This window comes from Anaerovibrio slackiae (assembly GCF_009695585.1).
In the GTDB taxonomy this organism is placed as follows: domain Bacteria; phylum Bacillota; class Negativicutes; order Selenomonadales; family Selenomonadaceae; genus Anaerovibrio; species Anaerovibrio slackiae.
Window position 1 is genome coordinate 139,816 of the sequence record NZ_VUNR01000004.1, and the last position, 14,351, is coordinate 154,166.

15 protein-coding genes are annotated in these 14,351 nt (G+C 52.9%); all 15 read right to left on the minus strand.

Annotation, left to right across the window (positions count from 1 at the left end; genetic code table 11):
• Nucleotides 1-167: 167 nt before the first annotated feature.
• On the minus strand, nt 168-1,328 hold the full coding sequence (gene wecB, locus FYJ84_RS03390) for a non-hydrolyzing UDP-N-acetylglucosamine 2-epimerase (RefSeq protein WP_154406150.1): 1,161 nt from the start codon (nt 1,326-1,328) through the stop codon (nt 168-170).
• A 23-nt stretch (nt 1,329-1,351) separates the two neighbouring features.
• Nucleotides 1,352-2,389 (minus strand): glycosyltransferase family 4 protein, encoded by a 1,038-nt coding sequence (locus FYJ84_RS03395; protein WP_154406152.1) that lies wholly within the window; start codon nt 2,387-2,389, stop codon nt 1,352-1,354.
• A 63-nt stretch (nt 2,390-2,452) separates the two neighbouring features.
• The gene (locus FYJ84_RS03400) at nt 2,453-2,911 is read right to left on the minus strand and encodes a deoxycytidylate deaminase (RefSeq protein ID WP_154406154.1); all 459 of its coding nucleotides are present in this window, start codon (nt 2,909-2,911) and stop codon (nt 2,453-2,455) included.
• 48 nt (nt 2,912-2,959) lie between these two features.
• The gene (locus FYJ84_RS03405) at nt 2,960-3,361 is read right to left on the minus strand and encodes a RuvC family protein (protein WP_154406156.1); all 402 of its coding nucleotides are present in this window, start codon (nt 3,359-3,361) and stop codon (nt 2,960-2,962) included.
• Nucleotides 3,358-4,581: a DUF3084 domain-containing protein gene (locus tag FYJ84_RS03410; protein ID WP_154406159.1), complete on the minus strand. Its 1,224-nt coding sequence runs from the start codon at nt 4,579-4,581 to the stop codon at nt 3,358-3,360. Before FYJ84_RS03410 ends, FYJ84_RS03405 begins: the two co-directional genes overlap by 4 nt.
• 42 nt (nt 4,582-4,623) lie before the next feature.
• The gene (locus FYJ84_RS03415; protein WP_154406161.1) at nt 4,624-5,715 is read right to left on the minus strand and encodes an LptF/LptG family permease; all 1,092 of its coding nucleotides are present in this window, start codon (nt 5,713-5,715) and stop codon (nt 4,624-4,626) included.
• Between the two features lie 11 nt (nt 5,716-5,726).
• Complete coding sequence (gene lptB / locus FYJ84_RS03420) at nt 5,727-6,446, minus strand: LPS export ABC transporter ATP-binding protein (RefSeq protein ID WP_277006566.1); 720 nt, start codon at nt 6,444-6,446, stop codon at nt 5,727-5,729.
• A 37-nt stretch (nt 6,447-6,483) separates the two neighbouring features.
• A complete protein-coding gene (locus FYJ84_RS03425; RefSeq protein WP_154406163.1) occupies nt 6,484-7,179 on the minus strand; it encodes an LptA/OstA family protein in 696 nt (231 codons plus the stop codon).
• The gene (lptC, locus tag FYJ84_RS03430) at nt 7,176-7,727 is read right to left on the minus strand and encodes an LPS export ABC transporter periplasmic protein LptC (RefSeq protein ID WP_154406165.1); all 552 of its coding nucleotides are present in this window, start codon (nt 7,725-7,727) and stop codon (nt 7,176-7,178) included. The genes FYJ84_RS03425 and lptC overlap by 4 nt, the downstream gene beginning before the upstream one ends.
• Nucleotides 7,714-8,634 carry a lysophospholipid acyltransferase family protein gene (locus FYJ84_RS03435; protein ID WP_154406167.1) on the minus strand — a complete coding sequence of 307 codons (921 nt, stop codon included), beginning with the start codon at nt 8,632-8,634 and terminating at the stop codon, nt 7,714-7,716. The genes lptC and FYJ84_RS03435 overlap by 14 nt, the downstream gene beginning before the upstream one ends.
• Nucleotides 8,635-8,698: 64 nt before the next feature.
• Nucleotides 8,699-9,259: a KdsC family phosphatase gene (locus FYJ84_RS03440; RefSeq protein WP_154406169.1), complete on the minus strand. Its 561-nt coding sequence runs from the start codon at nt 9,257-9,259 to the stop codon at nt 8,699-8,701.
• Nucleotides 9,260-9,291: 32 nt separating this feature from the next.
• Complete coding sequence (locus FYJ84_RS03445; RefSeq protein WP_154406171.1) at nt 9,292-10,260, minus strand: KpsF/GutQ family sugar-phosphate isomerase; 969 nt, start codon at nt 10,258-10,260, stop codon at nt 9,292-9,294.
• Nucleotides 10,261-10,284: 24 nt separating this feature from the next.
• On the minus strand, nt 10,285-11,112 hold the full coding sequence (gene kdsA / locus FYJ84_RS03450) for a 3-deoxy-8-phosphooctulonate synthase (protein ID WP_154406173.1): 828 nt from the start codon (nt 11,110-11,112) through the stop codon (nt 10,285-10,287).
• A 25-nt stretch (nt 11,113-11,137) separates the two neighbouring features.
• Entirely contained in the window at nt 11,138-11,869 is a 732-nt protein-coding gene (gene kdsB, locus FYJ84_RS03455; RefSeq protein ID WP_154406175.1) for a 3-deoxy-manno-octulosonate cytidylyltransferase, read from the minus strand.
• Nucleotides 11,866-14,349 carry a tetraacyldisaccharide 4'-kinase gene (gene lpxK, locus FYJ84_RS03460; RefSeq protein WP_154406177.1) on the minus strand — a complete coding sequence of 828 codons (2,484 nt, stop codon included), beginning with the start codon at nt 14,347-14,349 and terminating at the stop codon, nt 11,866-11,868. Before lpxK ends, kdsB begins: the two co-directional genes overlap by 4 nt.
• Nucleotides 14,350-14,351 lie beyond the last annotated feature (2 nt).

Consider the following 14,351-nt stretch of genomic DNA (forward strand, 5'->3'; position numbering starts at 1 on the left):
GCGTGTTTCTTGAGGCACATGCCGCACCCCGTCCATATAAAGTCTGAACAGAGTGCACAAATACATTAAATACATTAAACACATCAAATGCATCAAATGCACCTGACACACCCGATGTAAAAAATGTACAAAACGCACATGCGCACATATTTTATTTTCTGCAAATTTTACTTTGCTACAAAGGCTTCCGGCTTTTCCTCTGCCAGTCCATAATGATAGAGGATAGCCTGAATAATACGCTGGGAAGCCTTGCCATCTCCATAAGGGTTGCATGCCTCGGACATGCGGCTGTACTCATCCCTGTCAGTAAGCAGCAGCTTTGCCTCATCGTAGACAACCTTTTCATCAGTGCCGATAAGCTTTACTGTGCCTGCCGCCACCGCCTCAGGCCGCTCGGTGGTATCCCTGAGCACCAGCACCGGCTTGCCCAGGGCAGGAGCTTCCTCCTGCACCCCGCCGGAATCGGTCAGAATCAGGTGGGACCTGTGCATCAGGTTGGCAAAAGGCTCATAGTCCAGAGGGTCAATCAGGTGCACCTTGGCAAGACCGCCCAGCTCCTCCTGCACTACCTCCCGTACCTTCGGGTTCTTATGCACAGGGAAAACGATTTCCACATCCTCGAACTCATCCACCAGGCGGCGCATAGCCCTGTACACATGGCGCATAGGCTCGCCCAGGTTTTCCCGGCGATGAGTTGTCAGGAGCACAATCCGCTTATTCTTGAAGTCTATACCCTGCAGCACCTCATCCTCAAACTGGAAATCATCATTAACAGTCTTGTGCAGGGCATCAATGACAGTATTGCCGGTCACAAAAATCCTCTCGCTGTCCACGGACTCAGCCAAAAGATTCTGCTCTGAGGTATCCGTCGGGGCAAAATGCAAATCAGCAATAGAGCCGGTCAGCTTGCGGTTCATTTCCTCCGGGAACGGAGAATACTTGTTGTGGGTGCGGAGCCCTGCCTCCACATGGCCTACGGAAACCTGATGGTAGTAGGATGCCAGCGCACCGGCAAAGGTAGTGGTAGTATCACCATGCACCAGCACGATATCCGGCTTCTCCTCCTGCAATACCTTGTCCAGCCCCATCATGGCCCTGGAGGTAATATCAAACAGGGTTTGCCCGGCTGCCATAATATCCAAATCATGGTCAGGCTTAATCTGAAACAGATTCAGAACCTGGTCCAGCATATCCCTATGCTGGGCAGTAACAGTTACCACAGGCACAATCTTGTCAGGATGCTTCGCCAGCTCCAGCACAACAGGTGCCATCTTGATTGCTTCCGGACGGGTGCCGAACACAGTCATGACCTTAATCTTCTTAGCCATCATAAACCCCTCTCTACGCTGAATTATTTCGTCTTTAATCTGAAAATACCGAGCTTCTTCGCTCCCAGAAACACCACCAGCAGCACACATACTACAATCACAATGGACATGCTGCCGGAGACCTCATTCAGGACAACTGCACTAAGCCCCAGGAGCGCACTGATAACGTACATCAAAAGCACCGCCTGCTTCTGGGAAAAGCCCAAATCCAAAAGGCGATGATGGAGATGCCCCTTGTCAGGCTTGAAAATAGGCACACCGCCCCGGTAGCGGCGGATAATGGCAAAGGCAGTGTCCATAATCGGCACCCCCAGTGCCAGGATAGGCACAATCAAAGCGATAGTTGCCGCGCACTTCACGGCACCAATCACGGAAATCCCGGCTAAGATAAAACCCAGGAACATGCTGCCCGTATCCCCCATGAAAATCCTGGCAGGATTGAAGTTGTACCGCAAAAATCCCAGAGCAGAGCCTGCCAGGGCTGCCGTAAACAGGGCAACCACCATGACCTCCTGCTGCAGTGCCACCAGAAAAATCGTGATGGAGGCAATTACCGCCACCCCGGCTGCCAGGCCGTCCAGTCCATCAATGAGATTTACAGTGTTGGTCAGCCCCACAATCCAGAACACCGTGGCAGGTGCCGCCAGATATTCCAGATACAGAAAATCCCCAAAAGGATCCGTAATGAAATCAATCCTGACATCAAAATAAACCACTACGCATGCTGCCGCAATCTGCCCCAGCAGCTTTACCTTGGCCGGCAGATTTTTGTAATCATCAATCAGGCCAATCAGCACAATCAAAGTACCGCCAATCAGCAGTCCCTTCACGCCATTTGCCACCTCCGGCGGCAAATCACCAAAATTCAGCATAGCAGCCATAGCCGCCATAAAGCCAACATAAATAGCCAAACCGCCAATCCGCGGCATAGGCCCCTTGTGAACCTTCCTGGCATCAGGCGCATCCATAGCACCGGTCTTGCCAGCCAGCACAATCACGCCCGGTGTAACAGCCAGGGCAACAATCAGTGCAATCAAAAATGCCCAAATATAATTCGGCATATTTTTTCACCCACTTTCTCAAACACCAATTTTACCCCAGCTATCTGCAACTGTCAACATAATTTACCTAATCTCCTCCGGAGTTGTTTCCACAATACTGCCATCTGTTTCCAGATAAATCACCTTTGCCAGCATGGCGTTCCTCAGCATGCGGCGGCACAAAAGACATGGCTTGCCGGATGCCAGGGTGCCGTCTGCATTGTAGCCCACAATATACGCCGTTGCCCCCTGCATCTTGTCAGGGTCCGCATTAATGATGGCGTTCTGCTCCGCATGGACTGCCACGCACAGCTCGTAGTTCTGCCCCTTGGGCACATGCAGCCGCTCACGCTCGCACATGCCGGTGTCAATGCAGTTTGCCTCGCCCCGTGGCGCACCATTGTAGCCGGTGCTGATGATAATCTTGTCTTTAACAATAATTGCCCCATAACGACGACGCAGGCAGGTGGAACGCCTGCCTACTGCCTTTGCTATATCAAGAAAGTATTCATGCCACTCAGGCCTTTTCTGCGGTTCTGCCATACAGCACTCTCCTTGTCCTAATACATATTATGAACCATCACAGCAGCCTCACTGCTGCAATACATATCTTCTCGCCAGTATCAGCGCCGCCAGGTCATCCACCGGCTCCGGCGGCACCAGCATCCCCCTTGGCACCAGGCGGCGCCACCCGGCAGGAGGATATATGCGCCAGTATTCCTCCCGTGCCGCATCGGTGGTCCTGTACTCATCCACAACGGCCAGCTCTGTCTCCGGCAGGACAGCCCTGACACGCTGCGCCGCCTTCTTGCTGGTGGTGCCGTTGCCCATGACCAGCAGGGAAAAGCCATACTCTGCGTATAGCCGCTGCAAATGCTTCTCTAGCGCCGGTGTCGGCACTACCTGATGAAAGAGGCAGCCCCCCTTTTCATCCACTACAGCCAGGCCGCACTTGTCCCTGCCGGGATCCAGCCCGGCTGTCAGCCCCCTCATGGCAAAATACCTGTCCCTGCCAGCTTCAGCTTGATGCGCAGGGGTCCTACAATATCCGTGATGCCATCAGCAAAGGCAGAAATAATAGCGCTGCCGCTGCTCTTTTGCAGCTGCCCCATCAGGCTGTAAATCTGCTCGGCATCCACCACGCCCACGGAGCCATTCACCGCATCAGGAATCATGCCGTCCGAGGTAGCCTTGTGATTTACATCGGACAGGAAGCTGGTCAGCACTGCCTCCAGCTCCGCACCGTTTGCAGGATTGAAGCTGACCTTCTTTTCCACCAGCAGATCGCCGTCCTTATATACAGTCTTGTTGGCAAAAAGCTGCAGATTGGTGGCTACCGCCTCACCCTGAATCAGGTTGCCTGCCGCCACGATGCGCACCACGAACTCGCCCTCGTGCTCAGAAATATACTTGGCAGCCTCCTCGAACTCAGGCTGGTAAATCCAAATATCCTTCTCATTCTCCTTGGCCTCGCTGCCCAGCTTGCGGCTGACAGTATACCTTGCCATATCCAGGAGCCTGCCCATATCATTGTGAATATCATCCACGCTACGCTTGCCCTGAATAATCCCTCCTGCCAGGGTTTCCCCGGCCTGAAAGGCGATGGAGCCCTCCCGCATAATCTGGATGCCGGTAGTCAGCTCCCGGTTAATCTGATAAAGCTCGGAGTTATTCTTGCTGAGCCTTTCATTGCCCTCCTCAAGAATATTGTTGATGCGGGTCAGCTTGTCGCTTTTCTGCAAAAGTTCCTGATTATTAGCAGTCAGAAGCTGATTGGAGCTTTCCAGCCTGCCGTTGACAGCCTGCAGCTCCTCTGTCTGCACCTCCAGGCGGTTCTTCTGCTCCTCCAGCCCGGACAGCTCCTTTTTGGTATCATCCAGCTCTGACTGGATTTTATCCTGCTCAGACTTTGCCATGGCAAGCTGTGCCGAAGCCTCCGCCAGCTCGGTCTTCGCCTGCTGCATGCTGCGATTCAGCTTTTCCATGCCAAAGAGTGCCGTCCTCACATTTTCGGACATGATGCTCATGACCCCCAGGGTGGTGGTAGTAATCATCACGCCAGTCACAATCGTCACCAAAATAGATGTATGCCTGGGGCGCAGCCCGAAGATGCTCATCTTCTTCTTGCCTACCTTGGTGCCTAGCCTGTCACCAATAAAAGCAATGGCTCCCCCCGTTATTATCAGCACAAAAATCAGCACAACACCATACATATAAGAGCCACCTCTTTTTCTCTATCCGGCTACAAAAACAACTTATTTTGCCATACGGCGCATCAGGTAGCCTCCGGCCAAAAGCCCGACAATATTCGGCAGCCATACCGCCAGCATCGGATTTACCATGCCTCCCTGGGCAATAGCACCTGCCATGGTCATCAGGCTATAGTAGATAAATATAATGATAATGCTCATCACAAACCCCATAGATGAGCTGTTGCGGTTCGGCTGCATGCCCAACGGCACACCTACCAGCGTAAAAATCAGGCTGGCCATAGGGATGGTCATGCGCTGATGCAGCTCCGTCTCCAGCTTGCTTGTGTTCACATACTGGGACTTCATGATGCCAATCTGCTCACTGAGCTCCTTCATGGTCATTTCCTCAGGCTTCTTCTGCGACTGCACAATCTGCCGCGGGCTTTCATTGATAGGCAGCACCTGAGTATCAAACCGCATGGTATGCTGGCTCTTGCCATCTGCCACATCATAAATCATGCCGTTGTGCATGGTCCACATATTGTCCTTCCATTCGGCATACTCTGCGTTCTCCACATGCTTCAGCTCGCCCTGCTCAAAGGACTGCATGGCAATCCCTTCCATGGTATTGGACTCTGCCACAAACTGACGGGCGTATACCAGCTTTTCAATCTTGCCCTGCTTGATTTCCTTGATGATGATGTGCTCCTGGGACTGAGGGGACAAATTGCCCTTGATCTCATACTCCAGCACATTGCTGTATGCCTCATTGGACCAAGGCACCACATACTCATTGAAACCTACCGCAAAAACGCTGACAAAGGCACCCAGGACAATAGCCGGTGTGGCAATGCGGTAAAAACTGATGCCACAGGATTTCATGGCGGTAATCTCGCTGTTGCCTGACAATCTGCCGATGGTCAGCAGGCTTGCCAGCAGCATGGACATAGGAAATGTCCAGATGACCACTCCCGGCAGGCTGAGTACAAAAATCTTGATAACAGAGGTGACAGATGCGCCATACTCTGTAATATACTGTGCTATGCGGAACAATGTGCCGGAGCCGATAAACACGGCAGAAAAGGCACAGATGCCGAAAATAAAGGTCTTGAAGACCTCTTTAAATATATACTTGTCCAGAATACGAATCCGCATGTAATCTTCCCCTATAATTTAGTATTGTTGCCGATATAGTATTTTATCGCCATCGGATCATTGAGAACGGTATCCACATCGCCCTCTACCAAAATCTTTCCTTCGTTCATTATATATGCCCTGTCCACAATACGCAAGGTCTCAACCACGTTGTGATCCGTAATCAGGATGCCCATGCCCCTCTCCCGGAGGTAGCTGATAATGCCCTGAATATCTGCCACGGCAATGGGGTCCACACCGGCAAAAGGCTCGTCCAGCAGGATAAACTTCGGCTCCAAGGCCAGGCACCTGGCTATCTCCACCCGGCGGCGCTCACCGCCGGACAGCTCGGAACCCAGCCGCTCCCTCACATGAGAAACATGAAATTCCTCCAAAAGGTCGGCAATCTTCTGCTTTTTTGCCCCATTATCCATGTCCACATATTCCAGGATGGACATGATATTTTCCTCCACCGTAAGGTTGCGGAAAATCGACGCCTCCTGGGCCAGATAGCTGATGCCCAGCCTGGCTCTCTTGTACATAGGCATGCCGCCGATGTCTATATCGGAAATCAGCACCTGCCCGGAGCTGGGCCGCTCAAGGCCTACAATCATGTAAAAGGTAGTGGTCTTGCCGGCACCATTTGCCCCCAGCAGCCCCACAATCTCCCCCTTTTCCACACGCAGGGATACACCATCTACTACATTGCGCCGCTTAAAGGTTTTAACTAAATTTTTTACTTCAATATGCACCTGGCAATTCCTCCAAACCTTCTCTATCTAAGCAACCTTACTCAGTGACCGTTGCCTTGCCGTCCTTGGCCATCAATATGGTCAACGTATTGCTCTTTAAAGTGTTATTGTACTGTACCGCCCAGGCATTGCCCGTCAGCACTGCCTTACCCTGGTCCAGGCCATAATAATTCAGCAGATCTCCGCCTGCCTCCATGTCGTTAGGCGGACTGATGACATGGGCATTGCCCCTGCCAATCAGGTGCTCCTCCTTCAGGTAGCCCTCCATCTCATCAGCGGTGAAGCTGCCATCCTTGGAGGTAATCACCCCCCGCTCCTTGATCAGCACATAATCCTGTGGCTGAAAATACTCCACTATAGGACCGCTGAAGGTCTTGTCCTCCATGGTACCATGTACATCACCCGTAGCCGTCATGTGCTGCTGGGCATCAGTTATCATCTTGTGACAGGTAACTCGCATACTCTTGCTTGGCTGAACGGCAATCACATTGCCCTCTACCCTGCCTTCCTTGGTCTTGGAGTTGTACTCCGCCTCCTGGCCGGTGACTTTCATATCTCCCCGTACCATCAGCACGTCACCCTTGGCGGTTACGATGCCTGTCTGCATGTCGTACTCCACCGTATCAGCATCCAGTGATGCCGGCTCATCTGCCGCAAACAGGGTTCCTGCTGCCAGCAGCGTAGAAAAGCCTGCAATGGCAAGCGCCCTTGCAAAATGTTTTTTCTTTATCATTTCTTATTCCCCTTTTCCAGATGGGCATGACCTGTAATCTTAAATTTATTGAATCCATCCTTAGATTCAATACGGTCTCCGGCAGCCTTTACAGCATCCAAGTCCCGCTGCAGCTCCGCATTGCCGATCAGGGCAATCTTTTCCTCAGCCGCCCTCCATTCCGCCTTATCGCACTTCATATGGGCACCATCAGTGCTGTCACCCTTGATGCCGCCCTCGGCCGTCAGGAACTTTTCCTTTGCCTTGTAATTCGCCTTGGGCGCTGTCAGGTGAATGGTCCTGCCATCCTCAGTATAAAACTTGGCATCAAGATTATCAATCACTGCATCCTGGGTATCAATATCCACTTCCATGGATTCCGCTGTCAGCTCCCACAGCTTCCTGCCATCCTTTTCCTCTACAATGGTATTGCCGTTGTAGGTCATGACGCGCTTTTCCAGTGGAGGAGCGTCCTTTACCCTGTCAGGTACGGACTGCACCGTCCAAATGCACATTGCCGCCAGCAGCACCAGCACAACGCCAATTAATATTTTTTTATTTCTGGTCATTTGCTGTTACCTCTGTCTTTACTGTATGATGCTTGATTTTCTGCTGTTCCGGCTTGGTGTTCCAGCGCTTCTGGAACCACAGCCACTGGGTAGGATTGTCCAAAATCTTCTTCTCAAGAATCTTGGTCATCTTGTAGGTCAAATCAAACAAATCCTTGTCCGAGTCACCGGTATCCTCATAGCGGAGGATTTCCCCGATTTCCACCTTGTGGTGCCCATCCGGCTGGCGGATAATAAAGGCCGGCACCACCGGCGAATTGAACTTCTTCGCAAACACTGCCGCCCCCATAGGGGTTGAAGCAGTCTTGCCCAAAAACTCAATAAATGCGCCCCCCGGCCCTGCATCCTGATCTGCCAGAAAGCCGAGAATCTTGCCCTTCTTCAACGCCTTGGCAGCCGACAAGAGCTCACTGGTTCCCCGAGAGAAAATCTCCACATTTATACGGGAACGCAGCTCGTCCAGGGCATGGGTATAATCCATGTTAGGCTGCGGCTTGGCAATAGCCGTTACCGGCATATCATTCATGGTAAAGGAGGCGGAGAGCCACTCCCAGTTGCCTACATGGCCGGTGAGCACCACCACGCCCCGCTTTTCCGCCAGCGCCTGCTCCATGATTTCCAGATGGTCTATCTCTATGTATTTGGAAAAATTCTCCTTGTTCAGGGCAGGCATGTAGAGAACCTCCATAAAATTGCGCCCCATGTTGATAAAGGACAGGCGCACCAGCTTCTCTGCTTCCTCCTGCGAAATCTTCAATGACTCCCGCATCTGCCTGATGGCGAGATTGCGCTGCTTTTTGATGAGCCTGTAATACAGTATGCCCAGCCCCTTGCCCATAGCCAGCAGCCAGCTATGGGGCAGCCTGCACGCTACCCAGCTCATTAGCATAAGTAAATTATATACCATTATACTCCCCCGCAACAAATTATGCTGCAAAATTTATGCCGCTGGCACCCTGCTCCTGGCAAAATTACTGCCCATATGCCGGGGCCAGCTTAGTCCCTGCAAAGGCATCCACCAGTGTCTGCCACTTGCCCTGGGATTTGAGCACCAGCTCCGCAATATCACGAACTGCACCGTTGCCGCCATTGCAGCCGGAAATCACATGGGAAACATACTTCACCTCCGGCTGGGCATCCGCCGTACAGCATGCCAGCCCCGCCCGCATCAGAAGGGACAGGTCATTCAGGTCATCACCGATATAGGCAATATCCCTGTCAGCCAGCTGCATCTCATCCTTCATCTGCATCCATGCTTCCCGCTTGTCCTGGCAGCCCTGCCACACATGGCTTATCTTCAGCTCTGCAGCCCTGCGCTCAACGATTGTTGATTTCCTGCCGGTGATGATGGCAGTTGCCACCCCGGCAGTATGCAGCATGGAAATCCCCATGCCGTCCTTGACAGAAAACTCCTTCATGGCTTCCCCATCAGGCCCTATGTATATCCTGCCATCAGTCAGGGTTCCATCTACATCCATGACTACCAGCTTGATTCTGGCAGCCCTTACCAACGCATCTGCCCTGTACTCCATTTACGACATCTCCTTCGAATACTCCGGATACCTCAGACAACACCCTGTCTCAGCAAATCAGTCAGATGGACAATGCCCACAGGCTTATTGTCCTCGTCAATAACAGGCAGCACCGTAATAGGGCGCGGCTTGTGCTTTTCCATGATGGAAAGTGCTTCTGCCGCCAGTTTCTCCCGGGTAATGGTCTGCGGATTTTTCGTCATCATATTCTCCACTGCCTCGTTCAGGAACTGGCTGCCCTTGGCAAGGCCACGGCGGATATCGCCATCCGTCACCAGGCCGATAAATTCGCCATTATCATTAACCACAGAGGTAGCTCCCAGCCCCTTGTCCGTCATCATGAACAGTGCCTCCTGAGCCGTATGGCCGCTGTGAATGATAGGGTTGTCCTCGCCGCTGTGCATCACGTTCTCCACTGTCAGCAAAAGCTTCCTGCCCAAAGAGCCCCCCGGATGGAACAAGGCAAAATCCTGCTTGGTAAAATTCCTGGCCTCCAGCAGAGCCACCGTGATGGCATCCCCCATGGCAAGGGTGGCAGTAGTGCTGGCAGTAGGTGCCAGTCCCAAAGGGCAGGCCTCACGCTCCACGCCGATATCCACAAAAAAATCTGCATTCCTGCCCAGGGAGGACTCCCTGCGGCCGCTCATAGCGATAATCTTCGCCCCGATGCGCTTGATAATGGGCAGAATGTTGACAATCTCCGTGCTTTCGCCGCTGTTGGAAATAGCGATTACCACATCATCCGCCGTCACCATGCCCAAATCACCGTGAAATGCCTCTGCCGGATGCATGAAAAATGCCGGCGTGCCGGTGCTGGCAAGGCTGGCCGCAATCTTCCTGCCGATGTGGCCGGACTTGCCCATGCCGGTAACAACCACTCTGGCATGGCAGTCCAAAATACACTTTACCGCTGCCTCAAACTCCCCGTCAATCCTCTCAATCAGGCGGGTAACAGAAGCTGCCTCTATCTTCAAGGTTTCAATAGCCGAATCTTTAATCATTGTACCCCTCACCTTGTATCATACTCAGCTCAAATGCTTGCGGACAACCTCATGGATGGCAATGGCATCCTTCAAAAGATCCTCCAGCTTATCAAGATAAACCATGTTCGGCCCGTCGCAGAGAGCCTCCTCCGGGTTGTCATGCACTTCCATAAAGAGTGCATCCACCCCGGCGCCTACGGCAGCCCTAACAAGGTTCGGCACGAACTCCCGGTTCCCGGCAGAGCAGGTACCGGCACCACCCGGCAGCTGCACGCTATGGGTGCCGTCAAATACTACAGGATAGCCAAAGGAGCGCATGATAGGGAAGGTACGCATATCCACCACCAGATTGTTGTACCCGAAGGTAGCGCCACGCTCCGTCAAAAGAATCTGAGAGCATCCACCCTCATGGAGCTTATCCACCACATTCCGCATATCCCCGGGTGCCATGAACTGCCCCTTCTTCACATTGACCACGCAGCCGCTCTGGGCAGCCGCATACAGAAGGTCGGTCTGACGGCACAGAAAAGCAGGAATCTGGATAATATCCGCCACCTTGGACACAGGCTTGATCTGCTCCTCGGTGTGCACATCGGTAACAATCGGCACCTGCAGCTCATCCTTGATGGTCTTGAGCATTTCCAGTCCCTTTTTCAGCCCCGGTCCCCGGAAGCCATTAAAAGAGGAACGATTTGCCTTGTCAAAGGAAGCCTTGAACACATATGGCATCCCCAGACGCCCGGTAATCTCCTTGATAGTACGGCCAATCAGAAGGCAGCGCTCCAGCCCCTCCAGCACGCAAGGCCCTGCTAAAAGAGCCAGCGGCTGGCCATTGCCAATCGAAAAATTCCCTACCTGAACAGTATTCATATTTCTACCACCTTTCCAAAAGCCGTTAAAGGCGTTCCTCGTACAACCTGTTTACCTCTGCCAAATCCTCAGGCGTATCCACGCCTACAAACCTGAAATCAGTGGCAATAACCTTGATTTTGTAACCGTTTTCCAATGCCCTGAGCTGCTCCAGGGACTCCGTCTGCTCCAGGGCAGTGGGCTCCATCCTGGCATACTGCAGGAGAAAATCTCGCCGGTAGGCATAGATGCCGATGTGCTTATAGACAGTCACACCGGTATTCTCCCTTGGGTATGGCAGCAGAGAACGGGAAAAATACAGGGCATAGCCCTCTTTATCTGTAACCACCTTCACATTGTTGGGGTTCCTCATCTCATTTTCATCAGTCATAGGAGACTTGACCGTAGCCATCTGCAGCTCCGGCTCCTCCTCAAAGGCAACCGCCAGGGCATCAATCAGATCAGGCTCAATCAATGGCTCATCACCCTGCACGTTGATAATCAGCTCCGCCTCAGGGTGGGCCGCCGCCACCTCTGCCAGCCGGTCCGTGCCGGTAGAGTGATCCTTTGCCGTCATCATGGCCTTGCCGCCATGGGAGACTACAGCTTCGTATACACGCTCATCATCCACAGCTGCAATCACCCCGGAAAGGCGTTTTGCCCTGGATGCCTGCTCATAAACCCTGACAATCATAGGCTTGCCAGCTATATCAGCCAGTGGCTTACCAGGCAGCCTGGTAGAAGCATATCTGGCCGGAATTACACACAATGTATTCATTTCTCTCCTGACCTCCTAAAATATTCAGCAAGACGCTCCTTAAGCAGTCGGCCGATTTCCTCGCCCCCATCCTGCATGACAACCTCCACAGTCACCACATAGATAGGCAGCAGCTTGTCCTTTTCCTGCAGCTTCGGCAGCTTCACAGCATCCTTCTCCGTAGTCACGATGGCCTCCGCCCCCTGGCGTACAGCCTGGGTGACAGCATCCTGAATTTCCTCCAATGTATATTCATGATGGTCAGGAAACCGGAAGCTCTCAATCACATCCGCCCCTGCGTTGGCAAGAGTCTGCTCGAAAGAGGCAGGATTGCCGATAGCTGACAGGGCAATCACCTTCCTGCCCCTGATGGTATCAATCGGCATTCCCTCGCTGGCAATATTCTTCACCCATTCAGACAGCTCCACGCAGGCCTGGGGCTGATGGATGCTCTCCACAACAATCGGATTATGCCCATATTCAGCAATTTTTTTCTTGATATAGGCAATAGAGCCCCTCTCTGCCTGGTCAACCTTGGTCAGAAGACACACATCCGCCCTTTTTAGATGAGAAAGCGGCTCCCGCAAAGTCCCCCGTGGCAGGATATGCCCATTGCCAAAGACATTGACCGCATCAATCAGCACCACATCCAGATCCCGTTCTAACTGCCAATGCTGGTAGCCATCATCCAAAATAGCTACCTGGGCACCGAAATGCTCCACCGCATACTGGCCGGTCTTGGCACGCTCCGGACCGATAAGCACCGGCACGCTTGGCAGATGCTTGGCCAGCATAAAAGCCTCGTCACCGGCGGTAGCCGCATCCATCTTCAGCTGGCTACCGTCAGAAACCACGCCGATTTCCCCCTGCCACTTGGCCCGGTAGCCCCGGTTCAGGATAACCACCTTGTAACCCAAATCCCGGATAGCTTTCGCCAGCCGTTGGGCTGTCGGCGTCTTGCCGGTGCCGCCTACGGTAATATTGCCCAGGCTGATAACGTAGCAGTCCAGCTTCTTCTTGCTGAAGATGCCGCAGTTGTACCCTGCCAGCTTCAAATTCAGCAGTATGCCGTAGATATAGGCAAACACCTGCAGAAGCATCACAAAGCACCTGATGCCGAAGCCCTTTGGCTCCTTGCCGTGAATCAGCTGGAAGAAATATGTCTGGAAGTTCTCCAGCTTGTCTGTAGCCTTGATTTTATCCTTGGCCTCGCACCTGTCCAGAAGCTCGTGGAGAATAACCGCTGTCCGCCTGGCTGCCCCCCGGTTCTCCCCGCAGATTTTCAGGGTTTCCTGCTCCATGCGGCGGCGCTCCTCAACATCCGCAAACAGCCTGGCAGCCGCCTGCACCAGCTCCTGCTGGCTTTTAACGGTGACAACAGCATTGCGCTTGGAGAACAGCACGTGAGTATCCTTGAAATTAAACATGTGCTCACCCACGATAATCGCCTTGCCGTGGGCAGCAGGCTCCAAAATATTGTGGCCGCCATGAGGTATCATGCTACCGCCAACAAATATAACATCGCCGATGCTGTACACCTTGCCCAGCTCACCGATGGTATTCAAAAGCACCACATCGTGCCCTTCTGACGGCTGCTCCAAAAGCTGGGTACGGGTTGCCGAGGTAAATCCCCTCTGCTGGCACATGGACTGAATGTGCCCCGTCCTCAGCACGGCACGGGGAGCAATCAAAAGCTTTGCCCTGGGATGGGTTTTCCGTATTTCCGCGAAAGCCGCCAGCACATGCTCCTCCTCCCCCTTGTGGGTGGAACCGGCCAAAAAGATGCCGTCATTATCCGCCAGCCCCAGCTCCTTCAAAAGCTGCTGCTTTTCCCCGCTGCTGACATCCGTGTAGGTCTGGTCAAACTTGGTATTGCCGGTAACCGTCACCAGCTCCTTATTGGCCCCCAGCCGCAGGATATTCTCCGCATCCACCGGGGACTGCATGGCAAAATACTTGATAGTGTCCAGCATATCATACCAAAGGCCATGGAGATAGCGATAACGGGACACGCTCTTTTCGCTGATGCGCCCGTTCACCATCATGACAGGAATTTCCATTTCCTTTGCCGCCTTTAAAAAGTTCGGCCACAGCTCCGTCTCCACCGGCATAAACACCCTCGGCCGCACCTTGTACAAAAGATGCGCCGACAGCCACGGCAGGTCAAAAGGAAAATGGATGATGCTGTCCGCATCTTTTATAATGCGGTTTGCCATTTCATAGCCGCTGTTGGTAAATACGGACACCAAAATAGGCGTATTGGGAAATTCCCGGCGAAACTCCTTGATAAGCGGGCTCGCCGCCACAATCTCCCCTACGGAAGCTGCATGGACCCATATACAATTTTTGCGGGCAACTTTATCCAGGGCATGCTTTGGCAAAAAGCCCAGCTGCTGCTTTATCCTGTTGACAAAGCCTTTTTCCCTGATGGCCCGCACGCAGAAGGCAGGTATCATCAGAATAACCACCAATACTGCTGCCACATTATACAATAGCCGCATAA

What these genes read in the sequence shown, in the direction of transcription:
- wecB (WP_154406150.1), bottom strand. Translation starts at nt 1,328, where the DNA reads ATGGCTAAGAAGATTAAGGTCATGACTGTGTTCGGCACCCGTCCGGAA.
- FYJ84_RS03395 (WP_154406152.1), bottom strand. Translation starts at nt 2,389, where the DNA reads ATGCCGAATTATATTTGGGCATTTTTGATTGCACTGATTGTTGCCCTG.
- FYJ84_RS03400 (WP_154406154.1), bottom strand. Translation starts at nt 2,911, where the DNA reads ATGGCAGAACCGCAGAAAAGGCCTGAGTGGCATGAATACTTTCTTGAT.
- FYJ84_RS03405 (WP_154406156.1), bottom strand. Translation starts at nt 3,361, where the DNA reads ATGAGGGGGCTGACAGCCGGGCTGGATCCCGGCAGGGACAAGTGCGGC.
- FYJ84_RS03410 (WP_154406159.1), bottom strand. Translation starts at nt 4,581, where the DNA reads ATGTATGGTGTTGTGCTGATTTTTGTGCTGATAATAACGGGGGGAGCC.
- FYJ84_RS03415 (WP_154406161.1), bottom strand. Translation starts at nt 5,715, where the DNA reads ATGCGGATTCGTATTCTGGACAAGTATATATTTAAAGAGGTCTTCAAG.
- FYJ84_RS03425 (WP_154406163.1), bottom strand. Translation starts at nt 7,179, where the DNA reads ATGATAAAGAAAAAACATTTTGCAAGGGCGCTTGCCATTGCAGGCTTT.
- lptC (WP_154406165.1), bottom strand. Translation starts at nt 7,727, where the DNA reads ATGACCAGAAATAAAAAAATATTAATTGGCGTTGTGCTGGTGCTGCTG.
- FYJ84_RS03435 (WP_154406167.1), bottom strand. Translation starts at nt 8,634, where the DNA reads ATGGTATATAATTTACTTATGCTAATGAGCTGGGTAGCGTGCAGGCTG.
- FYJ84_RS03440 (WP_154406169.1), bottom strand. Translation starts at nt 9,259, where the DNA reads ATGGAGTACAGGGCAGATGCGTTGGTAAGGGCTGCCAGAATCAAGCTG.
- FYJ84_RS03445 (WP_154406171.1), bottom strand. Translation starts at nt 10,260, where the DNA reads ATGATTAAAGATTCGGCTATTGAAACCTTGAAGATAGAGGCAGCTTCT.
- kdsA (WP_154406173.1), bottom strand. Translation starts at nt 11,112, where the DNA reads ATGAATACTGTTCAGGTAGGGAATTTTTCGATTGGCAATGGCCAGCCG.
- kdsB (WP_154406175.1), bottom strand. Translation starts at nt 11,869, where the DNA reads ATGAATACATTGTGTGTAATTCCGGCCAGATATGCTTCTACCAGGCTG.
- lpxK (WP_154406177.1), bottom strand. Translation starts at nt 14,349, where the DNA reads ATGCGGCTATTGTATAATGTGGCAGCAGTATTGGTGGTTATTCTGATG.